A 25,517-nucleotide genomic window follows, 5' to 3' on the forward strand; every position below is an offset into this window, starting at 1 on the left:
CATCTTGCGGCCGAAGCGCGCTAGAATAGCGGGAGATCGAAAAGCGCACCGGGCATCCGGTGAATGAATAGCCGATATCTTTCCCATTCCACGGGATGGAGTTTTTGTTAGATAATCCGGCCCGAGCTTTTGGGGGGCGACACCGTCCGGCGTCTTGCCGGGGAGTCACACAAGCAGCACGCTGGTTGCAACGAATCGAATAAATCAAAGAAGTCAGCAGCATCCCTGTGGTACGTTTTGGTTACGTAACTTTTTGAGGTTCCCGGAATGACGTCGGCGCGCGTCGTGGCAGCGGCATGGTTTCCTGCCGCGCACGAGGTGTGCGGGCGCTTTCCGGGATGGAACGCGGCGACCCGTTGCCCGGCAACGGCGATCGACTGACGTCCTGCGGCCCGCTGCGCCATGCTGCCAGCGCGCTCGTCGCCAGGACGGAACGGCCGCGATACCGAGCAGGCGTCCTGTCCTGCGGGCTCCCAGCGATCGCCCGCGTGGAAGGTGCGCACCCGAGCCTAGGTTCGACAATGTCAGCTTCCTTTCATTTCCTGCTGTTGGCCTTCGCCTTGCTGGTCGCCAGCCTCTCGGCCTACGCGGCGCTGGAGGTCTCCGAGCGCATCGTGCTGCAGGAGTCACAGCACCGGCGCTTGTGGCTGGCCATCGGCGCGGTGGTATTCGGTCTCGGCGTGTGGGGCGCGATGCTGCTGACGGTGGCGTCGCTGGACGCGCCAATGCCGATCGCCTTCGATGCGCGCATGGTGGTGCTCACCCTGCTGCTGTGCCTGTCCAGCGCTTTCTACCTGATGCATCTGACGGGCATGCGGCGTCCGCAACCGGCTCGGCTGGTCATTGGCGGGCTGGCCATCGGTGCCGCCTTCAATGCCGCCTTCCATATCGCGCTCAAGTCGATGACGCTGGTGCCGCCGCTGGTGTATCACACGCCCTTGCTGATCGTGGCCCTGGTGGTGTCGGAAGTGGTGGCGGTCTTCATCGTCACGCTGTTTTCCGCCAGCAACGGACGCAAGCCCATGACCGGTTCGCTCAATTCCCAGCAGGCGCGGCGCGTGCTGGCGGCGCTGCTGGTAGGGGCCGGGCTGGTGTCATCGGCGGCCGCCGGACTGCGCGCACTGCTGATCGACCCGCAGGCGCAAAGCCTGGCCGGGGAAGGCATCACGCGCGAACACCTGGTCAATGGCCTGGTGTTCCTGGCCTTTCTGGCGATGGCCATGGCGCTGGTGGTCAGCGGCGTGCAGCGCAATCAGGTCTTGAAGAAGATCGTTGGCCGCACCAATGACAAGCTGCTGCACTTCGCCACCCATGATGTGCTCACCGGCCTGCCCAATCGCGCCTTGCTGGCGGACCGCATCCAGCATGCGGTGGAAGTGGCGCGTCGCAACGGCAAACCGTTCGCGGTGCTGTTCATGGATCTCGATGGCTTCAAGGCCATCAATGATTCGCTCGGCCACGCCGTCGGCGATGGCTTGCTGGTGGCGGTGGCGCAGCGCATCCGCGCCTGCATCCGTGGCGAGGACATGGTGGCGCGCATCGGTGGCGACGAGTTCGTGGTGGTGATGAGCAATCTGTCCACGCCCGAGGTGGTGGAGCAATTGTCGGAGAACATCCTGGCCGAACTGCGCCTGGATTTCCAGATCGAGGATGCGACCTTGCGCGTGACCTCCAGCATCGGCATCGCGGTCTATCCCAACAGCGGCGAGTCGGTCGATGCCCTGATGAAGAATGCCGATGCCGCCATGTACGAAGCCAAGCAGAGCGGACGCAATACCTATCGCTTCTTCGAGCCGGCCATGCATGCCAGCGCCATGCGTCATCTGCAGGTGCGGCAGGCGCTGCAGCAGGCGATTGACCAGCAGCAGTTCCGCCTGCACTTCCAGCCCAAGTATCGCGGTGCCGGCAAGGAACTGACCGGGCTGGAAGCGCTGCTGCGCTGGCATCATCCGGAGCTGGGCGAGATGGCTCCGTCCGAATTCATTCCCATTGCCGAGCGCTCGGGGCAAATCCTCTGCATCGGCGACTGGGTATTGCACGCCGTGTGCCGGCAGATCGTATGCTGGGATGCGGCCGGCGTGAAGCCGGTCAAGGTGGCGCTGAACCTGTCGCCGCTGCAGATGCGCAGCGATCTGGTGGAGCGCATCATCAAGGTGGTCAGTGCGTCCGGCATCGCGCCGCAGCGGCTCATGTTCGAGATCACCGAGACCGCCGCCATGAAGGATGTGGAACGCACCACGCGCGTGGTGCGCGAACTGCAGTCGCTGGGCTTCGACATTGCCATCGACGACTTTGGCACCGGCTATTCCAGCCTGGCCTACCTGGCGCAGTTCCACTGCCGCCAGGTCAAGATCGACCGTTTCTTCACCTCGCGCCTGGATCTGGACGATCACTCCGGACGCGCCATCGTGGCCGCCATCATTGCGCTGGCACATGCCCTTCAGATGGAAGTGGTGGCCGAAGGCGTGGAGACCGAAGGGCAGCTGCGTGAACTGCAGCTGCTGCATTGTGATCAGGTGCAGGGCTTCCTGCTGGGGCGGCCGGACGACGCGGTCAGCGTGCCCGGTCTGGTCGACGCCAGCAATGACGATCTGTTTGCCGCCGGCGGCGTGATCAAACGCTGAGTTCGCCGCGCTGCGCGCGGCGCTGGATCACGCGCAGATACGCCAGCAGGCCGAGGGCCACCAGGCCCAGACTCAGGCTGTTGGCCAGCCAGAACCCGGACGGGCCGCGCAGCGCCGGCGGTGCCACGCCCAGCGGATCGAGTCCCAGCAGATAGCCGCCGCCCAATCCCACTCCCCACAGCGTGACCGCGTAGATGACGGTGGGCACCACCGCCACCTTGTAGGCGCGCAGCACGAAGGCCGTGGTCACCTGCATGGAATCGAACAGCTGGTAGAAGGCGATGTAGAGGAACAGCGGCAGCGCCGCACCGACGATCACCGGATCGGGCGTGTAGGCGCGAATGATGTGTTCGCGCAGGAACCAGACGATCACCCCGATCACTACCGACAGCGAGACCGCCAGGCGGATGCCGGCGCGGCCGATCTTCCTGGCCTCCGCCATGTTGCCGCCGCCGATGGCTTGCGCGACCAGGGTGCTGGTGGCGCTGGCAATGGACAGCGGCAGCATGTACAGCACCGTGCCGACGTTGGCCGCGATCTGGTGGCCTGCCACCGGGACCGCGCCGAGGCGCGCGATGAACACGGCCATCAGCGTGAAGGCGGTCACTTCGATGAAGTAGGACATGCCGATCGGAATGCCCAGCAGCAGCAGCGTGCGCTGGCTCTTCCACGAGGGCGCGACGAAGCCGCTGCCAAACAGCTTGAGCGGACGATACAGCGGCAGGCGCGCCACCAGCAGCCAGGCGGCGATCATCATCAGCCAGGCGATCAGCGTGGTGGCAATGGCGCAGCCGGGGCCGCCGAAGGCCGGCAGGCCGAGGCCGCCGAAGATGAGCAGGGCGTTCAGCGGCAGCTTCAGCAGCAGGCCGCCCAGCTGCAGCGCCATCACCATCTTGGGCCGCGCCAGGGCGGTGTTGAGCGAGGAATAGACGCGGAAGAACAGCGTGGCCGGCAGCGCCAGCGCTTCGATGCGCAGGTACAGCGTGGCCTTCTCCACCAGTTCCGGCGAGGCCTTGGCCACGGCCAGGAACAGCGGTGAAAACATCAGGATCAGCGAGCCCACGATGGATAGCAGCACTGCCAGCCACATGCCTTGCTTGACCTCGTTGCCGATCTCGCCCACGCGGCCCGCGCCGTACAGCTGGCCGATGGTCGGCTGCAGCGCCTGCAGCACACCCGACAGGCCGACGAACACGCTCACGTAGATCGACACGCCCAGCGCCAGCGCGCCCAGGTCCAGCGCCGAGAAGCGCGAGACCATGGCGGTATCGATGACGCCATTGGCGATGATGGCCAGCTGCCCGATCAGCAGCGGCCACGCCAGCCGCGTGATGCGGCCGACGTGATGGCGGGAGGAGAGGGCGGGCAGTTCAGTCGTCACGCGGCAGCCAACCTTGCGTCAGCGACCGGCACGGCGGTACAGGCGGAAGCGCTCGTCGCGGTCGGAGGGGCGGCGGCCTTCCCAGACCATGCGCCAGTTGCCGGGGTACTGGCGCAGCATGATGGAGGCATCCTGATTGCTGACGTCATCCTGCAGCAGCAGGTAGTCGCAGCTCTGGTCGCGCTCGTCGGCAAAGCGCACGTTGCCGAAATAGGCGAAGGAGGCGCGCTGCGCCGGTCCCACATTGCTCTGCACGCACTGCTTGACCGAGGTCAGTTTCGATTCGATCTGTTCGGCCACGCCCGCATAGCTCTTGCCGTAGTTGACCCAGGGCAGCCACAGCGTCATCAGCAGCACCCAGCACAGGATCACGCCACCCGACGACAGCACCACGGCCCGCCACAGCACCGAGGGACGGCGCGAGATGCGCCAGTGCACCACCACGATCCAGGCCACGGTGGCGGCCACGGCGATGGCCAGCGAGATCCATTCGAAGCCGGGCTTGAAGCCCGGCGCAAGCTTGTAGGCATTGCGCGCGATCTGGGCCGGCCAGCCGGTTTCCTTGGCGATCCAGCCGATCCAGATGAAGGCCGCCGAGGTGGTCAGCGTCATCACCGAGAACCAGTCCACCGCATTGATCGCTCCGCGCTTCATGGTCGGCAGGCCGAACGCGGCCAGGATCGCCAGCGCCGGCAGCAGCGGCAGCAGCATGCCTTCTTCGCGATGCACGTTGACCAGGATCAGCAGCGTGATGGGAATCAGGAAGGCCAGCGGCAAGGCGATGTGCAGCGAGCCCAGCTGGCGGCGCCAGGCGTACAATGCCCAGCCGGCGAAGGGCCAGGCGGGCCAGGCAAACCACACGCCGTATTTGCCGAGGAAGGCCAGGGTGGCCAGCGTCGGGCGGTTGAGCTGGTAGATGTTCCAGCTCATCCACAGCTCGAACTGGCTGGCCGCTTCAGCCGGGATCAGGCGGTGCAGCGCGGCTACCCAGGCGGCGCTGATCAACAGCGCCATCGGCAGTGCCAGCAACAGCAGCAGGCTGAGGGCGCGGCCATCCTTGCGCAGGGCGGCCAGCAGGACCAGCGCGATCATCACGCCGACCGGCAGCAGCCAGCCATAGGTCAGCACCAGCATGCCCAGCGCCAGTCCCAGCCAGATGCCATGGCGCAGCTTGCCCGCATCGAACACGCGCGCCGCGCCGAACATGGCATAGGCCACCAGGGCGATCTGCAGGGTCTTGGGGCTGGTCTCGTGGCTGTGCAGCAGCAGGCCGAGGAAACCGAGATAGATCAGGAAGGCACCATCGGCCAGGGTGCGGCCGAAATCCTTGGGTTCGGGCTGGCCGCCGAAGGCCAGCTTCAACGGCTGCGCTTCGGCGCGGCGGCCCAGCAGGTAGGTGGTGTACCAGATCGACAGCGAGCCGACCAGGAAGCAGCCGATGATGGAAACGCGGGCCGCCAGCGGGTCGCCCAGCAGCCAGCCGAACAGTTTGATGCAGATTGCACCAAACCAGTAGGCCAGCGGACTTTCCGCCGGCAGCGGCAGGCCGGCCACGTTGGGGGTGAGCCAGTCGGCCAGGTTGCCATGGGCCATGGTCCACATGATGCCGAAGCTGGTGGCATCCTCGTTCTTCCAGGGATCGCGGCCGATCAGGCCGGGCAGGATGTAGAGGAGGGCGAGCGCAAGCACGGCCAGGCGCGGAAGCGCATTGGTCGCGGCGGCGGGAAGACGGACTGGCTTCATCAAGATCTTGTTGCTCTTGTTCTGTGCTGCGTGTTGGGTGATGCGCGGGCTGGGGTGGCCTGGGCCGCGCGGTCGCCGTTGTCGGCGGCTGGTGTTTTTGGCTGGTGTTTTTTTAGCAGGCCCTATTGTGCAGGAAAACCCGGTAAATAGTTGTTTCTGTCTGCTACATGATGGTGCAGCCCCTGATGCTGCCCCACCGGTGAGCCCAACAAAAAAGGCAGCCGGAGCTGCCTTTTTTGGAGGAAGTACTGATTACGCCTTCGAGACAGCAGTCTTCGAACCGACGGAACCGAACTTCTGGCGGAACTTCTCGACGCGGCCAGCGGTGTCGACGATCTTGTGCTTGCCGGTGTAGAACGGGTGCGATTCGGAGGAAACTTCGATCTTCACCAGGGGATATTGCTTGCCTTCGAACTCGCCGGTTTCGCGGGTGCCGATGGTGGAGCGGGTGATGAACTTGAAGTCGTTCGACATGTCGTGGAACAGGACTTCGCGGTAATCCGGGTGGATGCCTTCTTTCATGATTGCCTCAAGAGTAGTTTGGTAGCCAATCGCCACTTCGTCGGTCGCCCTGCTTCTTGACCCGATTGATGATCACTTGCCGGTTTGGAAAAGTCCGAAATTATACAGTGGAATCAGGGGCTTGGGTCAAGGCGGCCGACCGCCCGGGCCGGCGCGGCGTGGTATTTCAGATGAAAATGCACATCCCTTGTTTCCCAGGGGGCAATGAAAAACGGCACGCCCGCTGAGGGACATGCCGTTTTCCGAACCTGCCAAGGACTTGGTTGCTTTGACGAACTTAGTTGCCTCGGCGCATCATGTCGAAGAACTCGGCGTTGTTCTTGGTGGACTTCATCTTGTCGAGGATGAATTCCATCGCTTCGATCTCATCCATGTCGTACATGAGCTTGCGCAGCACCCAGATCTTCTGCAGCTGGTCCGGCTTGATCAGCAGCTCTTCGCGGCGGGTGCCGGACTTGGAGAGGTTGATGGCAGGATAGACGCGCTTCTCGGCCAGGCGGCGCTCGAGGTGCACTTCCATGTTGCCGGTACCCTTGAATTCTTCGTAGATCACGTCATCCATGCGCGAGCCGGTTTCGATCAGGGCGGTGGCGATGATGGTCAGCGAACCGCCTTCTTCGACGTTGCGGGCGGCACCGAAGAAACGCTTCGGGCGCTGCAACGCGTTGGCGTCCACACCACCGGTCAGCACCTTGCCGGAGGCCGGGATCACGGTGTTGTAGGCGCGTGCCAGACGGGTGATCGAGTCCAGCAGGATGACCACGTCCTTCTTCATTTCAACCAGGCGCTTGGCCTTTTCCAGCACCATTTCGGCGACCTGCACGTGACGCGTGGCCGGTTCGTCGAAGGTCGAGGCGACCACTTCGCCGCGCACCGAGCGCTGCATTTCGGTCACTTCTTCCGGACGTTCGTCGATCAGCAGCACGATCATCACGGTGTCCGGATGATTGGTGGTGATGGCGTGGGCGATGTGTTGCAGCATCACCGACTTGCCCGACTTGGGCGAGGCCACCAGCAGGCCGCGCTGGCCGCGTCCGACCGGGGCGATCAGGTCGATGATGCGGCCGGTGATGTTTTCCTCGCCGCGCATGTCGCGCTCAAGCTGCAAGAGCTTGTTGGGGTGCAGCGGCGTGAGGTTTTCGAACAGGATGCGGTGCTTGGAGGCTTCCGGCGGTTCGCCGTTGACCTTGTCGACCTTGACCAGGGCGAAATAGCGCTCGCCATCCTTGGGCGTGCGCACTTCACCTTCGATGGAGTCGCCGGTGTGCAGGTTGAAACGGCGGATCTGCGAAGGCGAGATGTAGATGTCGTCGGTGGACGCCATGTAGCTGGCGTCGGGCGAGCGCAGGAAGCCGAAGCCGTCAGGCAACACTTCGAGGGCGCCATCGCCAAAAATCTGTTCTCCTGATTTTGCGCGCTTCTTCAGGATGGCAAACATCAGCTCCTGTTTGCGCAGGCGCGCAGCATTCTCGATGTCCAGGCTGATGGCCATTTCCAGCAAGGCAGAGACGTGCATCGCTTTTAGTTCTGATAAGTGCATATGAGTGTCCCGGGACGGGATAAGTAAAGGTGGGGGAGGGAATTGCGTGGTGTGGATCTAGGATAAAGCCGGGCACCGTGTGCCGGGCGGACGGCAGCGCGAGCGCGCCGCCGTCGGATGTTACATCAGAATCAGATGTTGCTGTCGATGAACGAGACCAGCTGGCCCTTGGCCAGTGCGCCGACCTTCTGGGCAGCGGCTGCGCCGTTCTTGAACAGGATCAGGGTCGGGATGCCGCGGATGCCGAACTTGGCCGGGATGGCCTGGTTGGAGTCCACGTCCAGCTTGGCGATCTGCAGCTTGCCGTCGTATTCCTTGGCGACTTCTTCCAGGATCGGGGCGATGGCCTTGCAGGGACCGCACCATTCCGCCCAGAAATCAACCAGCACGGGCTTGTCGGACTTCAGCACATCGGCTTCGAAAGAGGCGTCAGTAATATGTTTGATATGTTCGCTCATGGCATTTCCTCGATATGAGGCAGTGGTGTAATTAGTCAATCAGCGCCGTGGACAAATACCATCAGGCCTGGCGTGAGCCATCAACGCTTCCGGAGTTGCTAGGTCTACGTGGAGTCGTTGCGCGCCGATTCAAGTTGTAATTGAAGCGCGGCAGAGGTAAGCGGCGGGGTACAGGGGCAATCATAACCCATTTTGAGGGAAAGTGTGGACGCTCGCTCCGTGGCCTGTTGTCACCCGTCCTCATCGCCCTCATTGCAGCGCTGCGCGAGCGCCGGCGCGGCTTTGCCCGTTGCGCCCGCAAGGCCGGCATGGGGCCGTCTGGCATACAATGCGCAGCATCGTCTGCTCCGGCGCGATTGAAAAAATCTGTCGGAGCAAGAGAAAAATACAATGGCTGCGCGGTCCGCTGACGCTCTTGTGCCGCCCCGGCCGTGTCCATACACGCTATCCTCACCAGCCCTCACTGACGCCAGAGAACGCATGCTGCTTGCCACCGTACCGATCCCGCCCACTCCAGATTTCTGGCAACAGGCCGTGCGCGGGCTGCTGCGCGAGGGTCAGCCGCTGGGGCAGGCGCTGCAGGCACAACAGCAAGGGGCGCTGGATTTCTCGGGCGTGCAATTGATGGTGCCGGCGTTTTCCCACGCCCAGAATTTCAAGGCGGCGCTGTCGCGCGAACTGCGCCGGCCCTACATCGCCCCGCGCATCAATACGCTGTCCGGCCTGCTGGCGATGCAGCCGCCGGGCGAGAGCGCGCCGCCCTCCGAGAGCGAGCGGCTCATGCAGCTCTATGCGCAATTGCGCGAACATGGCTGGCTCAAGAAAATGTTTTCCGCCCGCCGCAATGCCGACCTGCTGCCGCTGGCGCAGACGCTCTTGTCCTTGTCCGATGAGCTGACCCTGGCGCTGCTGCCGGAGATCCGCGCCAATGCGGATGGCGACGAGGCCGCAGTAGGCCGCTGGACCCAGGCCCTGGCGCAATTGCTGGAGCCGCTGGCACCTTCTGCGCACGGCATGCTCTCTGACGAAGCGGCGCTGGTGTGGCAGGTGTGGAAGACGCAGCTCGATGCCCATGACCGCATCGTGCAACGTTTCGACGCGATGCTGGCACTGGCCGGCCAGGCCAGCCTGCCGCTGGTGTGGGTGAGCCCGACCGAACCGGAACCGCTGGATGCGGCCTTCCTGTCGGCCTACGCCCAGCGCCAGCCGGTGCGCATCGTCACGCTGGACTGGAGCCGCGCGGTCATCGCACCGCTGCATCCGCTGTATCTCTCGGCCTGGGAAGAGCTGGTGCGCGACGATGATGGTCTGCCGATGGAAGCGGACCAGGCTGCGGTCTCCCCGTCGCATCCCATCGCGCTGCCACGCCTGTGTCCGGCCGGCGACCTCGAAAACGCTGCCATACAAAGCGCGCAGATCGTGCTGCGCTGGCTGCAGCAGGGCAAGACCGACATCGCCATCGTGGCCCAGGACCGCGTCACCGCACGCCGCCTGCGCGCCTTGCTGGAACGCGCCGAAGTAGCCGTGGCCGACGAGACCGGCTGGAAGCTCTCCACCACCCGCGCCGCCGCTGCGCTGGCCGCGTGGAATGACCTGGTCTCGGCCCGCGGTGAAACCAATGCACTGCTCGACCTGCTGAAGTCGCCCTTCGTCTTCCCTGAGGATGCAGACCGCAGTGACCGCGTCATGCGCATCGAAGCCCGCCTGCGCCGTACCAACATCGCCGGCGACTGGCAGGCGCTGCAATCCGCCTTCGCCGAAGCGGGGCAGGCCGATGACCTGGCTTGCATCATCACGCTGGCCAAGCAGGCTGCGCGCTTCGGCGGCCGCAAGACGCTGGCGCAATGGTGCGAGACGCAGCGCGGCCTGTGTCAGGCGCTGGGCATGGAAACCGCGCTGCGCGCCGATGGCGCGGGCGAGCAATGCCTGCTGATGCTCGACGAGATCGCCGCCGAGCAGGGCGGGCTGACCGATACCTTCAGTTTTGCGGAATGGCGCGCGCTGCTCAATTTGCGTCTGGATGCCACTTCCTTCATGCCGCCCATCAAGGACCGGCGGGTCGTGATGCTGCCCCTGAACGGCGCGCGGCTGCGGCGTTTCGAGGCGGTGCTGGTGATCGGTGCGGATGCCGCGCACTTGCCTTCACCGCCGCAGGAAACCCTGTTCTTCTCCAATGCCGTGCGGCGCGAACTGAACCTGGCCACGCGCGCTACGCGCCAGCGCCAGCAACTGCGCGACCTCACCGAATTGCTGTGCGTGAATCCGGAGGTGGTGCTGTGCTGGCAGACCCATCAGGATGGCGAGCCCAATCCCGTGAGCCCGTGGATCCAGCGCCTTGAACTGAAGCTGGCGCAGCAGGGTGCCGCGCCACTGGAACGCGTGACGCTGCCGCCGCCGCTGAAGCCACTGCGTGCGGTGCGCTCCACCATGCCGATGCCGAGCGCACCGGATCTCTTGCCGGCCTCGCTGTCGGCCAGCGGCTTCGGCAGTTTCCTGGCCTGCCCGTATCAGTTCTTTGCGCAACGCATGCTGCGCGTGGCGGTGATGGATGAGCTCTCGGACATGCCCGAGAAGCGCGACTACGGCAGCTGGCTGCACGAAATTCTTTACCGCTATCACGCCCACCTGCGCGACAACGACACCCCGCTGCCGGCCCGCGCGCCTTTGCTGGCGCAACTTTCCGAGGAAGTCTTCCAGCGCGAGATGCAGCGCCATCCGGCCGCGCTGGCCTTCCATGCGCGCTGGCAGAAGGTGATGCCGGCCTATCTGCTGTGGGCCAACGAGCGCGAAGCCGAGGGCTGGCAATTCGCCTTCGGTGAAGAGTCGCGGTCACACGCCCTGCAATGGCAGGATGGCGGCATCGAACTGTATGGTCGCCTTGACCGGGTGGACCGCAATGCCGAGGGCGAGCGCGCCGTGCTCGACTACAAGACCCGGACCGCCGCCAGCCTAAAGCAGAAGGTCAAGGAAGAGGATGACCACCAACTGGCCTTCTATGGCCTACTGGCCGGTGGCGCGGTGGAACACGCGCATTACGTCGCCCTAGAACTGGGCCCTGACAAGAAAACCGGCGACGCCGCCGCCCCTGATTTCGCACGCCAACAGAAGATGCTCCAGCAACAGATCACCACCACCATGCAAGCCGTCGCCCACGGCGCGGCTTTACCGGCCAACGGCATCGAATCCGTCTGCCAGTATTGCGAGATGCGCGGCCTGTGCCGCAAGGGAGCCTGGCTGTGAGCGCCGCCGACAAGCAACCGGCGGCTTATGAGGTCAATGGCGAGGCGGTCGACGCCGCCGTCTTCACGCGTGCCGCCTGCGATCCGCGCCATTCGGTGGTGGTCGAGGCCTGCGCCGGCAGCGGCAAGACCTGGCTGCTGGTGGCGCGCATGTTGCGCTTGCTGCTGGCCGGGGCGCAGGCACCGGAACTGCTGGCCATCACCTTCACCCGCAAGGCCGCGCAGGAAATGCGCGAACGCCTGCTCGAACTGCTGCACGAACTGGCCCTGGCCGACGATGCGCAAGCGGCCACGCTGCTGCGCGAACGTGGCGTGGCCGAGCCCGACCTGCCCCGCTTGCTGCCGGTGGCGCGCGGACTGTACGAGCGCATCCTCTCGTCTGAACAGAGCCTGTCCATCGACACCTTCCACAGCTGGTTCGCCCGTTTGTTGCAGATTGCACCTTTGGCCTCGGGCGTGCCGCACGGCTATACCCTGACCGAAAAGAATGGCGAACTGATCGATGAAGCCTACCGCCGCTTCATGCAGAAACTGCGCGAGCCCGAGGGCGCGCCCGTCAAGGCGGCACTGCTGGAACTCTATGAACTGGCGGGCGATTTCAATGCGCGGCAGTTGCTCGACGCCTTCATCGACAAGCGTGCCGAATGGTGGGCCGCTACGCAGGATGATGGCGAGGAGGGCGAAGAGTCAGCCGACACGTCCTCGCCGCTGCGCTGGCTGGAAGCGCTGTGCGGCCCTGATGCACAGCGCGATGCGCGCCTGTCGCTGTGGGACGATGCGGCACTGGTCGCGCGGGCCAGCCAGATCGCGATCCTGCTCGGTCAAGGAGGCAGCGCCAACAAGACGCGCGCGGTGGCCATCGAGTCGGCATTGACGGCGGGTTCGACGCTGGAGAATTTCGACGCCCTCTACATCCAGTTCTTCGATGACAAGGACAAGCCGCGCAAGAACGGCAAGGTCAAGTCGCTGCTGGCCGCGCTGGTGCAGCACTTCGGCAGCAGCGAGGACGCTGCGCTGACGGCCTTTGAAGAAGAGTTCAATGCCGTCGGCAACGCACTGCGCAAGCTCCAGGGACGCAGCAAGGAAAAGGCGGTCCTGCAACTCAACCGCGCCCTCTTCACGGCTGGCAGCACCTACCTGGCCTGCTATCAGGAGGTGAAATCCGAACAGCGCGTGCTGGACTTCGCCGACCTCGAATGGCAGGCCTACCGCCTGCTGCGCAACGAGGCCAGCGCCGCCTATCTGCAGACCCGACTGGATGCGCGTTACAAGCACATCCTGCTCGACGAATTCCAGGACACCAACCCGCTGCAATGGTGCATCGTGCGCTGCTGGCTCGATGCCTATGGTGGCGATGCGGCCCAGCCCAGCGTCTTCGTGGTGGGCGATCCCAAGCAATCCATCTATCGCTTCCGCCGCGCCGAGCCGCGCGTGTTCGTGGCCGCGCGCGAGATGCTGCGCGTGCAGGGCGCCGCCATCCTGCGCGCCAACCAGACGCGCCGCAATGCCTCGGCCGTGGTCGATGTACTGAATCGTTCATTCGTCATGGGCGGCAATCCGCTGTTCGCGCAGCAGACCACGCTGGGCCTTGCGGGTGGCGAGGTCTGGCGGCTTCCGCTGGCGCGGCAGGACGAGGATGCAGAAAACGTCATTTCGCCTGAAACCCCCGAAGAACCGGCTTCCCCCGAGTACACGAACAGCGCTGAAGACATCATCCCCTGGCGCAACCCCCTGACCACGCCGCGCGACGAGGAAGATGATGCGCGCCGCCTGCTGGAAGGGCAGGCTTTGGCGCAGGCTTTGCTCAAAGCTTATCGCGAAGTGCCGGTGGCCGATGGCAAGGCTACGCGCCCCATGCGCTGGGGCGACATCATGCTGCTGGTGCGCAAGCGCACGCACCTGGCGGCCTATGAGAGTGCCTTGCGCGCCGCAGGGATTCCCTTCATTTCCGACAAGCGCGGCGGCCTGCTCGAATCGCTGGAGATCGCCGACCTGATCGCGCTGCTGACTTTCCTCATCACGCCCAACGACACGCGCGCGCTGGCCCACGTCCTCAAGAGCCCGATCATCGGCGCGGCCGATGAGGACCTGGTGCAGATCGCGCGCCGCGTGGCGCAAGCCGAGGGCGGACACTGGTGGCAGCATCTGCAGGGCATGCAGGAGGAGGGCAGCGCTTCGGCCGCTCTGGTGCGCGCCGTGACTCTGCTGCAGCGCTGGCTGCAGGCGGCACCGCACCTGCCGGTGCATGACCTGCTGGACATGATCCTGCATCAGGGCGAACTGGTGGCGCGCTATGCGCAGCATGCCTCGCCGCTCACGCGCAGCCAGACGCTGGGCAACATTGCGGCCTTCGTGGAGCTGTCGCTGAACATGGATGCCGGGCGCTATCCGAGCTTGCCCAAATTCATCGATGCCTTGCGCGTCCTGCAGCGCACTTCAGGTGGCGATGCGCCGGACGAGGCGAGCGTGGATGCCAGCGCCGATGCCGTGCGCATCCTCACCGTGCATAGTGCCAAGGGACTGGAAGCCCCGGTGGTGGCCATCCTCGATGCCAATCACAGCGATTCGGTGGAAGACAATCTCGGCATCCTCTGCGCCTGGCCGCAGGACCAGGATGCGCCCACGCACTTCTCGGCCTTTGGCCGGCGCAGCGAACGCGGCTGTGCGCGGGATGATCTGTTCGAGGAAGAAGAAAGCCTGAAGACCCAGGAAGACTGGAACCTGCTGTACGTCGCCGTCACGCGTGCCAAGCAGTTGCTGCTGGTCTCGGGCGTGGCCGGTAATCGCGGGGCGGGCGAGGGCGGGGTGGTGGATGGCAGCTGGTATCAGCGTCTCTTCGCCAGCGATGCTCCGGTGCGCGAGATCAGCGAGGAAGCGGTACACGGTGCCGATGTTGCCGCTATCGAAGAGCAATTCTCGCTGGCGTTGTTCGATCCCAAGCCGGTACCGATGTCGCTCTTCGGCGCGGCGCAAGAGGAGGAAGATGCGCTGCCCGAGGTCGATGCCGATGGCACGCTGGTCAGCACCGAAGCCATCGATGAAGGCGTGGCCCTGCATGCACTGCTGGAACGGCTCACGCACGGCAACGCATGGCCGTTGTACTTGCCATCGCCGCCTGCTTTGGTGCGCTGGCTGGGCATCTCCGCGGAGATGGCGCAGGTAGTGCATGCGCAGGCACGCGTGGTGCTGGCACAGCCGGAACTGGAGCGCTTCTTCAATCCGTCGTTGCATCGCTGGGCGCGCAATGAAATGGAGATCGTCGCCCCGTCTGGCGTCATGCGGCTGGACCGCGTGGTCATGTTCGACGACGAAGTCTGGGTCATCGATTACAAGCGCCGTCTGCTCGACAGCGAGCGTGCCGATTACGCAGCGCAGCTGGCCCGCTATCGCAGTGCGCTCGTGTCAGTCTTTTCTGACAAACGAATCAGGTCTGCTCTGATTACCGCTGACGGCATCCTGACGGAGCATTGAGGCTCCCCTAACTACATTCATCTTCTCAATGCGCTTCGGATAACTTCCAGAAATTCAATAAATATCAAATCAGGAAATTCAGATTTCCGTTGTAGGTAAAAAAAAGATCATCGCGTAGAGCAAGAGTGATATCTTCTGTGCTCCGGTTTTTTGATGAGAGATTTTTTCTTCAAAAATCTTCTTGGAAAAATCGGGCCCGATCTCGTCGGGCTGCTCGTGCCGCACATGCCCGGCATGTTGCTTACGCGATCCGCAACATGCATGTCATCGTCGAATGATAGTGTGCTGCTGCGGTTCAACACCACATCGTTACAGGAGGAGATATGGAGTGGGCTCTTCCGTCGTTCACCCTCGCACAGACGCTGCAATGGAATGCCCTGCTGGTATTCGGCGGCCTGCTGCTCTTCGGGCTGATCGCGGGCTACGTAGTTTCCAAGTCCCCATGGGTGCCTCGCATCACGGGTTATCTGCTGGTCGGTTTCCTCTTGGGGGCCGGCGGGTTCAATCTGCTTTCCGGTGAAGTCCTCAAGGTCACCAACATCTTTGCCGACATTGCGGTCGCGCTGGTGGTGTACCAGTTGGGACGCTACGTCGACATCGGCTGGCTGCGCCGCGAAAAATGGCTGATGATCACGGTGGCCGTCTCGGCCGTGCTGTGCTTCGGTTTCGTCAGCATCGCCCTGACCTGGTTCGGTACCGATTCGGTCATGGCGCTCTTGGGTGGCGTGATGGCCATTGCCACCGCACCGGCCGTGGTGCTGGTGGTGCTGCGCGACCTCAAGGCGGAAGGCCAGGTCACGCGCCGTCTGGCGGCCATGACCGCGCTCAACAACTTCGTGGCCGTGCTGGCCGCTTACGCGCTCTTGCCGGTGATCGCGCATGAGGCCGGTACGCCCGTCTGGACGCTGATCCAGCACACCCTGTATTCGCTGGTCGGCTCGGCCATCCTGGCCTATCTGACCTACTGGCTGATGATGCCGCTGGCGCGCCTGCTGGGCCGCGAGAACAGCTCGCAGTTCGTGCTGGTGATCTCGGTGATCGCACTGGCCATCGGCGTGGCGCATGCGCTGCATCTGCCGGTGATGCTGACCATGCTGATCTTCGCCATCCTCTCCAAGAACCTGGATCGCCAGTTCGATCTGATGGAGCTGGAGTTTGGTGTCGCCAATGAGTTGTTCGTGGTGATGCTCTTCGTCACCGTGGGCGCCTCGATGAAGCTGTCGGACTTGAGCCTGCTGGGCTTCTCGGTGCTGATCCTGATCGCGGCGCGCTTCCTGGCGATGGGCTTGGGCGTGTTCCTGTTTGCCCGCTTTGCCCGCATGAACTGGCGCCAGGCCGGCCTGCTCACGCTGGGCACCTTGCCCATGACCGAAGTCGGCGTGGGCCTGATGCAAACCGTTTCGTCGCTGTATCCGCACACCACGGCCAATGTCTTGCCGCTGCTGGCGGGCAGCATGGTGGTCCTGGAATTCCTGGGGCCGGTGGCAACCCAGTTTGCCCTGATCAAATCTGGAGAGAGTGGACGCGAATGAATACCGAGACACTGATCCGCAACGAACAAGAGTCCCCCGGTACCCAGGCCCACGTGGCCGGTCCGCAGGGCAGCGCCGGCATCCTGCCGTTCGGTTCCTCCACGCCCTTCACCATGGGCATCGAGCTGGAACTGCAACTGGTCAACCGCCGCAATTACAACCTGGCCAGCGATGCGGTCGATCTGCTGAACTGGATCGAGCCGCGTGACCTGCAAAAGCAGATCAAGCTGGAAATGACGCAGGGGATGATCGAGCTCAACTCCGGCATCCACACCCGCGTGGATGAACTGATCGAGGAACTGAAGGGCTTGCGCGGCGCCTTGAACCGTGGCGCGCAATATCTCAACATCGATGTCTCCGGCGGTGGCGCGCATCCCTTCCAGCACTGGAACGAGCAGCGCATCACGCCCAGCGAGCGCTTCCATTACCTGCACGAGAAATACGGCTACCTGGCCAAGACCTTTACCGTCTTCGGCCAGCACATCCACATCGGTGTGGAGAACGGCGATGATGCGCTGTATCTCACGCACGGCTTCTCGCGTTACGTGCCGCACTTCATCGCGCTGTCGGCGGCGTCGCCCTTCTACCAGGGCGCGGACACCAAGTTCGATTCCTCGCGCAGCAACGTGGTGCGGGCGTTCCCGCTGTCGGGCACGGCGCCGGTGCATACCAAATGGGCCGAGTTCGAGACGTATTACGATGAACTGCACCAGATGGGCATCATCGCCAGCATGAAGGATTTCTATTGGGATATCCGTCCCAAGCCGGAATACGGCACCGTGGAAATCCGCGTCTGCGATACGCCGCTGACCATCGAGCATGCGGCGCACCTGGGTGCCTATGCGCAATTGCTGGCGCGCTGGATCCTCACCGAGCGGCCTTTCGTGGTCGGCGATGATTTCTATCTGCTGTACCAGTTCAACCGCTTCGAGGCCAGCCGCTTCGGGCTCAACGGCCAGCTGGCGCTGCACGGCGCGACGCCTTCGCAATCGCGCAAGCTGCCCATCTATGAACACCTGCTGCAGCAATTGCAGTTGCTGGAACCCTATGTGGCCAACGAGGCCGAGCAGCAGACCATCACGCGCCTGCGCCGCATCGCGCATGATCGCTTGTCCGATGCCAGCTGGCTGCGCCAGATGTTTGCGCAGCGGGGCTCGCTCAATGACATGATGCGCTTGTCCTCGGAATTGTGGATGGGCGTGGAGCCGCCGCCGTATTTTCAGTAAACGATATAAATGATATAAATTTCTGGTTAGGATAAAGTTGCACCAAAGTTGAGGCACCTGGCATTCCGCGTGTTTGCAGAGCACGCGGGATGATGGGAGGAAGAAGGCGAAGGGCCGGTATCGCGAGATGCCGGCCCTTGGTCTTTGTGGCTTCCCGAGCGCGCGTTGTTTCCTGGCTCTTGTGTTTTCGGGGCGGGATCGCGGACAATCACGGCTTTGAAGCGGCCTCGGGCTGCACCGAGATGCGTGCCGGAGGAAGCATGAGCAAGAACAATCCCAATCAATTTGATGTCGCCATCATCGGCGCCGGTGCGGCCGGCATGATGTGTGCCGCCGTGGCCGGCCAGCGCGGCCGCCGCGTGGTGCTCATCGACCATGCCGGCAAACTGGCCGAGAAGATCCGCATCTCCGGCGGCGGCCGCTGCAATTTCACCAATGTGGGGGCGGGGCCGCAGCACTATCTCTCGCAGAATCCGCATTTCTGCCGCAGCGCCTTGTCGCGCTATACGCCGCAGGATTTCATCGGGCTGGTCAAGCGCCATCGCATCGGTTTCCATGAGAAGCACAAGGGACAGCTGTTCTGCGACGACTCCGCCGAAGACATCATCGCCATGCTCAAGGCCGAGTGCGAGGCGGGCAACGTCAGCTGGCGCATGCCCTGTACGGTGCAGGAGGTCGGCAAGAGCGGTGAACAGTTCCGCATCGCTACCAGTGCCGGCGAGATCCAGGCCAGCAGTCTGGTGATTGCGACCGGCGGCTTGTCCATTCCCAAGATCGGGGCCACCGATTTCGCCTATCGCATCGCGCGCCAGTTCGACCTGAAGCTGGTGGAGACGCGTCCCGGCCTGGTGCCGCTGACCTTCGACGGCAAGGCCTGGCAGTCGCTCACCGAACTGGCCGGCATCGCGCTGGAGGTGTCGGTGGAGACCGGCGAGAAGAAGGAGCGCGGGCATTTCCTTGAAGACCTGCTGTTCACTCATCGCGGGCTGTCCGGGCCGGCCATCCTGCAGATTTCCAGTTTCTGGCGGCCGGGCACGCCGCTGCGGCTCAATCTCTTGCCGGAACTGGATGTGGCGCAGTTGCTGATCCAAGGCAAGGGCACGCTGAAGAAGAATCTCGGCAATCTGCTGGGACAGTGGCTTCCCAACCGCCTGGCCGAAGGCTGGCTCAAGATCAATGGCTTCGATGCCAACGCGCGCATTGCCGACATGCCCGACAAGTCGCTCAAGAAGCTGGGTGACTCGCTCAATCATTGGGTGATCCTGCCCAGTGGCTCGGAAGGTTATCGCAAGGCCGAGGTCACGCTGGGCGGCGTGGATACGCGCGAGCTGTCGCAGCAGACCATGATGGCCAACAAGGTGCCGGGATTGCATTTCATCGGCGAAGCGACGGACGTGACCGGCTGGCTCGGCGGCTACAATTTCCAGTGGGCGTGGGCCTCAGGCGTGGTGGCGGGTTCTGCGGTGTGAGGCCGGCCTGGAAGGCAGATGTTGGACTTTTTCCTTCATTTGCCCTTGACTTCAGGTGAAGGATCATCTTGACTGTGATAAGTGCCTGATTCTTATCCGTTTTTTACCACGGTGGTGGAAAAAATGCCACGTTTGGCCTTCCAATCGGGTGCCAGTCCTGCTACAATCGCTTTCTTTGCTAATCCAACCTAACCTTTCTGGTTTGAATTTACATGACCACTATTCGCGTTAAAGAGAACGAGCCGTTCGAAGTTGCAATGCGTCGCTTCAAGCGCACCATCGAGAAGACCGGTCTGCTGACCGAACTGCGCGCACGCGAGTTCTACGAAAAGCCGACCGCTGAGCGCAAGCGCAAGCTGGCTGCTGCCGTGAAGCGTCACTACAAGCGTATCCGCAGCCAACAGCTGCCGAAGAAGCTGTACTAAGAATTTCTCGCCGCGCACTCGTGCGGCCGATGTGTAAACCCGCTCCGGTGTTGGTCCGCAGCGGGTTTTCGCATTTATTCCCGATTTGTCGAGGTGTTTTCTCCGGGTGCCTGGCTGGCCTGGTTTTTCCTGTTGGCAGCCCCAAATAGGAAGGAAAGCACCAATTCGGGCTGGCGATAAGCCCATCCATGTTCTACGATGCCAAGACCGGGCCTTGCCTTGTTGCTGCCCGGAATACTGGATGCGGGATGGCGCCAGATCGCAGAATACTCATCCACCTCATCTTCGGAGTACCCCATGGGTTTGAAAGAGCAGATCACGGAAGACATGAAGGCCGCCATGCGTGCCAAGGACATGGGCAAGCTGGGCACCATCCGCCTCTTGACCGCCGCGATGAAGCAGAAGGAAGTCGATGAGCGCGTCGAACTGACCGACGCCCACGTGCTGGCCATCATCGACAAGATGGTCAAGCAGCGCAAGGATTCCATCTCCCAGTTCGAAGCCGGCGGCCGCCAGGACCTGGCTGACGTTGAAAAGGCTGAACTGGCCGTGCTGGCCACCTACATGCCGGCCAGCCTGTCGGATGACGAGATCAAGGCTGAAGTCCAGGCCGCCGTGGCTGCCACTGGTGCTGCCGGTCCCCAGGACATGGGCAAGGTGATGGGCGTGTTGAAGCCCAAGCTGGCCGGACGTGCCGACATGACAGCGGTGTCCGCCCTGGTCAAGGCCGCGCTGACTGCGTAAGCAGCCCTTTCGCCTCGTTGCCTAACGCCCCGCTGCCCAGGTGATTCCTCAGTCGTTCATCCAGGACCTGCTCAACCGCGTCGACATCGTCGACGTGGTAGGTCGTTATGTGCAACTGAAGAAGGGTGGCGCCAACTTCATGGGCCTGTGCCCTTTCCACAACGAGAAATCCCCCAGCTTCACCGTCAGCCCGACCAAGCAGTTCTATCACTGCTTCGGCTGCGGCGCGCATGGTACGGCGATCAGTTTCCTGATCGAGTATTCGGGGATGGGGTTCGTGGAAGCGGTGAAGGATCTGGCCCAGAACGTGGGCATGGTGGTGCCCGAGCGCGAAGACAACATCCCCCTGGCACAGCGCCAGGAAAAGCAGGCCAAGAGCATGGCCCTGTCGGACGTGATGACGCGTGCCAACGATTTCTATCGTCATCAGTTGCGCAGTGCGCAGCCGGCGATTGCCTATCTCAAAGGACGCGGACTGACCGGCGAAGTCGCTGCCCGCTTTGGCCTGGGCTATTCGCCGGACGAATGGGACAGCCTGCGCCAGGTCTTCCCTGACTACGAGAACGAAGTGCTGGTCGAGTCCGGCCTCGTCATCGACAAGAGTGAAGAGGGCGGTGGCCATCGCAAGCGTTATGACCGCTTCCGTGGTCGGATCATGTTCCCCATCCGCAATACCAAGGGCCAGGTGATCGGTTTTGGTGGCCGGGTGATGGATGGCGGTGAACCGAAGTACCTGAACTCGCCTGAAACGCCGCTGTTCCAGAAGGGCAGCGAGCTGTATGGCCTGTTCGAGGCGCGCCAGGCGATCCGCGAGGCGGGTTATGTGCTGGTCACCGAAGGCTACATGGATGTGGTGGCGCTGGCCCAGCTGGGTTTCCCGCAGGCCGTGGCCACATTGGGAACGGCGTGTACGCCCATCCACGTGCAAAAACTGGTGCGCCAGACCGATGAGGTGATCTTCAGCTTCGACGGCGACAACGCCGGCCGCCGCGCCGCCCGCCGCGCGCTGGAGGCCTGTCTGCCGCATGCGTCGGACAACAAGACTATCAAGTTCCTGTTCCTGCCCAAGGAACACGACCCTGACAGTTACGTGCGCGAGATGGGCGCGCCGGCCTTTGAAGAGCAGATCCGCGAAGCCATGCCGCTGTCGCAGTTCCTGTTGAAGGAAATCATCGGCGAGAACGACTTGCGTACGCCCGAAGGCCGCGCCCATGCGCAGTTTGCCGCCAAGCCGCTGCTGCAGGCCTTGCCGGCATCCGGCCTGCGTTTGCAGATCGTGCGCAGCGTGGCCCAGGCCACGCAGACCACGCCGGCCGAGCTGGAAGTGCTGTTTGAGCTGGAAAAGCCGGTGGCGCGCGTACGCAGCGCCCCGCCGCGCACCAAACGCACCGCCCCGGTCGGGCTGGAGCGCCAGATCATGCGGCTGCTGGTGGCGCATCCGCAACTCTCGGCCGACCTCGATGCCGCCGCGCTGGAAGCCATCGCCCGCATCGCGCCAGACCAGGCCGAGCTGCTGGCCCATCTGGTCGGTGTGGCCCAGGGCATGGGCGAGCAGGCCAATTTCGCCGCGCTGGTCGAGCACCTGCGCGAGGGCGGCCCCGAGTTTGACTCGATGATCGCGGAAATCGCGGCCGAGTCGGAATCCGAATTTGATGTGGTGCGGGCCGAGATGGCCGGTGCCATCCGCCAGGCCAGGATCCGCGCGCTCGATGACGAGATGCAGATGCTGGTGGCCTCCAACCTGCGCACCGAGGAAGAGCGCAATCGCTATCGTGAGCTGATGCAGCGCAAGGAATGGCTCAAGCGCCAGACCGGCGGTGCGGTCGCAGCAGGTTGAGGGGCGGCTTTCCCGTGGAAGCGGGGAGGGGCTGAAGGAAGAATCGGCGGGGAGGGTCTTGCGTGATGTTTGCGTGACCCGATCTGAAGAGTGAGCAGGAGTAGGGAAGCAGAAATCGGCCTGGTGTGGAAAACGCGGTAAAGCACTGCAAATTGTCGTGTTTTACGCACCGGATCGCTGGCGGATGGCCGAATATCCCGGCTTGATCCCAGGGAAAAGAGCCCCATCTGTGCTATAATAGAAGGCTTTAGTTCCGCCGGATGGCTCTTGCATCCCCACCCTGCGGCGACATGCCTTCACCCCGGCGCATCGGGAGGGAGGACGGCAGACAGCGGTATCGCCTGCCGGATTGCAAGCGGCACGACTGCCTGCTGCGCGCGATCGATGGCCCGCCGGTAAAAGGAACGTTGCGCGTGCAGCCGGAGTCTACCGGGCAACCGGTACCGGAGTTGCATCATTAGCATGACTTGATTGGCGCAATGAGTGAATTCTCAATTGGCAGTTGATTCTATGGCAAATGCAATGAAGAAACCCGCGAAAACTCCAGCAGCGTCGGCAAAGAGCAGCAAGACGGCAGCGGCGGTAAAATCGACCGCTGCGGCCAAGACCACCCAGGCGGTAGCCGCCAAATCGCCAGTCAAGGGGACGGCGAAGGCTGCTGTCACCGTAAAACCCACGGCCAAGACTGCAGCAGCAGCGACGCCGAAAAAGACGGCAGCCCAGACAACTGCCGCCAAGCCGGCCCGCGCCGCATCGCCCAAAGCGACTGCAACGCCAGCCAACAAGTTACCTCAAGCCGCCGAACAAGCGGTTTCTGTGAAAGCGACGAAGACTTCCGTGACCACCAAGAAACCCGAAACCAAGACCGCCAAGACCACCAAAGCCGCACAGGTGGAAGGCAAAGACGTCAGCGCGACTGCTGCGTCGAGCGTAAGCCAAACCACTGATGCCGCTGCCCTGGCAGCCATCGACACGTCCGGCTATGTGCTGCCGAGCGTCAAGGTGCCGGGCCGCCGTGGCCGCAAGCCCAAGGAATTCCAGCCCGAGAGCGACGAAGTTGCCGCACTGAACACCATCGAGCGTACCGAACTGAAGGCCGCCGACAAGGCCAAGGCCAAGGATCGCAAGGCCAAGGAAAAGGCCTTGCTGAAGGACGCTTTCTCTTCCGACACCGAAGCCAGCGAAGAAGAGTTGGAGCGCCGTCGCCAGAAGCTCAAGACCCTGATCAAGCTGGGCAAGGAACGTGGTTTCCTGACCTTCTCGGAAATCAACGACCACCTGCCGGAAAACATTGTCGATCCGGAAGCCATCGAAGGCATCATCGGTACCTTCAGCGACATGGGCATCTCGGTCTACGAGCACGCTCCTGATGCGGAAACCCTGCTGCTGTCGGACAACGTGGCCAACGTGGCCAGCGATGATGACGCCGAAGCCGCAGCCGAAGCTGCACTGTCGACCGTCGATTCCGATTTCGGCCGTACCACCGACCCGGTGCGCATGTACATGCGTGAAATGGGTTCGGTCGAACTGCTGACCCGCGAAGGCGAAATCGAAATCGCCAAGCGCATCGAAGACGGCCTGAAGGACATGATCCAGGCCATCTCCGCCTGCCCGACCACGATCGCCGAGATCCTGGCTGCGGCTGACCGCATCTCCAAGGATGAGATCAAGGTCGACGAAATCGTCGATGGCCTGGTCGATCCCAACGAGAGCGAACAGCAGGTCGAGGCGGCCTCTTCCGACTCCGATGAGGACGACGAGGAAGAGGAAGAAGAGGAAGAAGACGAAGAAGAAGAGGAAAACGAGAGCAGCGGCTCTGGTGCCGCCGGCTTCTCCGCCGAACAGCTGGAACAGTTGAAGCGCGACGCGCTGGGCAAGTTTGCCGTCATCGGCACCCAGTTCGAGAACATGCGCAAGGCTTTCGAGAAGGAAGGCTACAACTCCAAGCCTTACGTCAAGGCACAGGAAATCATTTCCAACGAGCTGCTGGGCATCCGCTTCACCGCCAAGATCGTCGAGAAGCTGTGCGACACCCTGCGTGCGCAGGTGGACGAAGTGCGTACCGTGGAACGCCAGATCCTGGACGTGGCCGTCAACAAGTGCAACATGCCGCGCGCGCACTTCATCAAGGTGTTCCCGGGCAACGAAGTGAACCTGGACTGGGTGGATGGCGAAGTCGCCGCCAACCATGACTACAGCGCCGTGCTGAGCCGCAACGTGCCGGCCATCAAGGAACTGCAGCAGAAGCTGATCGACCTGCAGGCGCGCGTAGTACTGCCGCTGCCGGACCTGCGTGCGATCAACAAGAAGATGGGCGCCGGCGAGAAGAAGGCGCGCATGGCCAAGCGTGAAATGACCGAGGCCAACCTGCGTCTGGTGATCTCGATCGCCAAGAAGTACACCAACCGTGGCCTGCAGTTCCTGGACCTGATCCAGGAAGGCAACATCGGTCTGATGAAGGCGGTGGACAAGTTCGAATATCGTCGCGGCTACAAGTTCTCGACCTATGCCACCTGGTGGATCCGTCAGGCCATCACCCGCTCGATCGCTGACCAGGCGCGCACCATTCGTATTCCGGTGCACATGATCGAAACGATCAACAAGATGAACCGCATCTCGCGTCAGATCCTGCAGGAAACCGGTGCCGAGCCGGATCCCGCGACCCTGGCGATCAAGATGGAAATGCCGGAAGACAAGATCCGCAAGATCATGAAGATCGCCAAGGAACCGATCTCCATGGAAACGCCGATCGGCGACGACGACGATTCCCATCTGGGCGACTTCATCGAGGACAACAACACGCTGGCGCCGGCCGATGCGGCCTTGCATGCGTCGATGCGCAACGTGGTCAAGGACATCCTGGATTCCCTGACCCCGCGCGAAGCGAAGGTGCTGCGCATGCGTTTCGGTATCGAGATGTCGACCGACCATACGCTGGAAGAAGTGGGCAAGCAGTTCGACGTGACCCGCGAGCGTATTCGTCAGATCGAAGCCAAGGCATTGCGCAAGCTGCGTCATCCTTCGCGTTCGGACAAGCTCAAGAGCTTCCTGGAAGGGAATTGATCTTAAGGGTGAGTCAGGATTGGCCGGCGAGATGTTAAAATCGCCGGCTGATTTTTTGGCCCCCTAGCTCATGCTTGGTTAGAGCAGCGGACTCATAATCCGTTGGTGCCGTGTTCGACTCACGGGGGGGCCACCAGTACTGACAAGGGATTCCGAGAGATCGGAATCCCTTTTTCTTTAATGCTTCCGACAAACTTCCGAGGCAGATGTTAAACGTGCCAAGAACAAGGACGCCAGGCTCTC

16 protein-coding genes and 1 tRNA gene are annotated in these 25,517 nt (G+C 62.9%); 11 read left to right on the top strand and 6 right to left on the bottom strand.

What is annotated here, in order from left to right; genetic code table 11:
* The first annotated feature begins 521 nt into the window (after positions 1–521).
* Complete coding sequence (locus ACWFUC_RS09215; RefSeq protein WP_121044768.1) at positions 522–2,624, top strand: putative bifunctional diguanylate cyclase/phosphodiesterase; 2,103 nt, start codon at positions 522–524, stop codon at positions 2,622–2,624.
* Here ACWFUC_RS09215 and ACWFUC_RS09220 read toward each other — a convergent pair.
* From ACWFUC_RS09220 to trxA, 5 genes are all read right to left on the bottom strand, one after another.
* The gene (locus ACWFUC_RS09220; RefSeq protein WP_134221432.1) at positions 2,614–4,005 is read right to left on the bottom strand and encodes an MATE family efflux transporter; all 1,392 of its coding nucleotides are present in this window, start codon (positions 4,003–4,005) and stop codon (positions 2,614–2,616) included. The two genes, ACWFUC_RS09215 and ACWFUC_RS09220, sit on opposite strands and share 11 nt — an antisense overlap.
* Positions 4,006–4,023: 18 nt before the next feature.
* Complete coding sequence (locus tag ACWFUC_RS09225) at positions 4,024–5,748, bottom strand: ArnT family glycosyltransferase (protein WP_489637564.1); 1,725 nt, start codon at positions 5,746–5,748, stop codon at positions 4,024–4,026.
* A gap of 252 nt (positions 5,749–6,000) precedes the next feature.
* The gene (locus tag ACWFUC_RS09230) at positions 6,001–6,270 is read right to left on the bottom strand and encodes a type B 50S ribosomal protein L31 (protein ID WP_034331092.1); all 270 of its coding nucleotides are present in this window, start codon (positions 6,268–6,270) and stop codon (positions 6,001–6,003) included.
* 277 nt (positions 6,271–6,547) lie between these two features.
* On the bottom strand, positions 6,548–7,810 hold the full coding sequence (rho, locus tag ACWFUC_RS09235) for a transcription termination factor Rho (RefSeq protein WP_008325783.1): 1,263 nt from the start codon (positions 7,808–7,810) through the stop codon (positions 6,548–6,550).
* A 131-nt stretch (positions 7,811–7,941) separates the two neighbouring features.
* Positions 7,942–8,268, bottom strand: a complete 327-nt coding sequence (gene trxA / locus ACWFUC_RS09240; RefSeq protein WP_006462943.1) for a thioredoxin TrxA — start codon at positions 8,266–8,268, stop codon at positions 7,942–7,944.
* Positions 8,269–8,748: 480 nt separating this feature from the next.
* On the opposite strand from trxA, the gene ACWFUC_RS09245 reads away from it, so the two are divergent.
* The 8 genes from ACWFUC_RS09245 to dnaG all read left to right on the top strand — a co-directional run bounded on the left by ACWFUC_RS09245 (position 8,749) and on the right by dnaG (position 22,211).
* Entirely contained in the window at positions 8,749–11,508 is a 2,760-nt protein-coding gene (locus ACWFUC_RS09245; protein WP_489637565.1) for a PD-(D/E)XK nuclease family protein, read from the top strand.
* Positions 11,505–14,978: a UvrD-helicase domain-containing protein gene (locus ACWFUC_RS09250; RefSeq protein WP_489624698.1), complete on the top strand. Its 3,474-nt coding sequence runs from the start codon at positions 11,505–11,507 to the stop codon at positions 14,976–14,978. Before ACWFUC_RS09245 ends, ACWFUC_RS09250 begins: the two co-directional genes overlap by 4 nt.
* A gap of 323 nt (positions 14,979–15,301) precedes the next feature.
* Positions 15,302–16,510, top strand: coding sequence for a cation:proton antiporter (locus ACWFUC_RS09255; protein WP_034331088.1), 1,209 nt, complete (start codon positions 15,302–15,304; stop codon positions 16,508–16,510).
* Entirely contained in the window at positions 16,507–17,736 is a 1,230-nt protein-coding gene (locus ACWFUC_RS09260) for a YbdK family carboxylate-amine ligase (RefSeq protein WP_039790074.1), read from the top strand. The genes ACWFUC_RS09255 and ACWFUC_RS09260 overlap by 4 nt, the downstream gene beginning before the upstream one ends.
* Before the next feature lie 260 nt (positions 17,737–17,996).
* Positions 17,997–19,205: a BaiN/RdsA family NAD(P)/FAD-dependent oxidoreductase gene (locus ACWFUC_RS09265; protein ID WP_489624699.1), complete on the top strand. Its 1,209-nt coding sequence runs from the start codon at positions 17,997–17,999 to the stop codon at positions 19,203–19,205.
* Between the two features lie 212 nt (positions 19,206–19,417).
* Positions 19,418–19,630, top strand: coding sequence for a 30S ribosomal protein S21 (gene rpsU, locus ACWFUC_RS09270; RefSeq protein WP_006462949.1), 213 nt, complete (start codon positions 19,418–19,420; stop codon positions 19,628–19,630).
* Between the two features lie 297 nt (positions 19,631–19,927).
* Positions 19,928–20,374, top strand: a complete 447-nt coding sequence (locus ACWFUC_RS09275; protein WP_489624700.1) for a GatB/YqeY domain-containing protein — start codon at positions 19,928–19,930, stop codon at positions 20,372–20,374.
* A 40-nt stretch (positions 20,375–20,414) separates the two neighbouring features.
* Positions 20,415–22,211, top strand: a complete 1,797-nt coding sequence (dnaG, locus tag ACWFUC_RS09280) for a DNA primase (RefSeq protein WP_039790070.1) — start codon at positions 20,415–20,417, stop codon at positions 22,209–22,211.
* A 491-nt stretch (positions 22,212–22,702) separates the two neighbouring features.
* Here the strand turns inward: dnaG and ACWFUC_RS09285 are convergent, their stop codons facing one another.
* Positions 22,703–22,996, bottom strand: coding sequence for a hypothetical protein (locus ACWFUC_RS09285; protein WP_227022640.1), 294 nt, complete (start codon positions 22,994–22,996; stop codon positions 22,703–22,705).
* Positions 22,997–23,048: 52 nt separating this feature from the next.
* Between ACWFUC_RS09285 and rpoD the strand changes: the two genes are divergently transcribed.
* Together rpoD and ACWFUC_RS09295 are read left to right on the top strand one after the other, a co-directional pair.
* On the top strand, positions 23,049–25,274 hold the full coding sequence (gene rpoD, locus ACWFUC_RS09290; protein ID WP_008325811.1) for an RNA polymerase sigma factor RpoD: 2,226 nt from the start codon (positions 23,049–23,051) through the stop codon (positions 25,272–25,274).
* A gap of 57 nt (positions 25,275–25,331) precedes the next feature.
* A tRNA-Ile gene (locus ACWFUC_RS09295) sits at positions 25,332–25,410 on the top strand.
* The last annotated feature ends 107 nt before the right edge of the window (positions 25,411–25,517 follow it).

This window comes from Herbaspirillum sp. Her4, assembly GCF_057961335.1.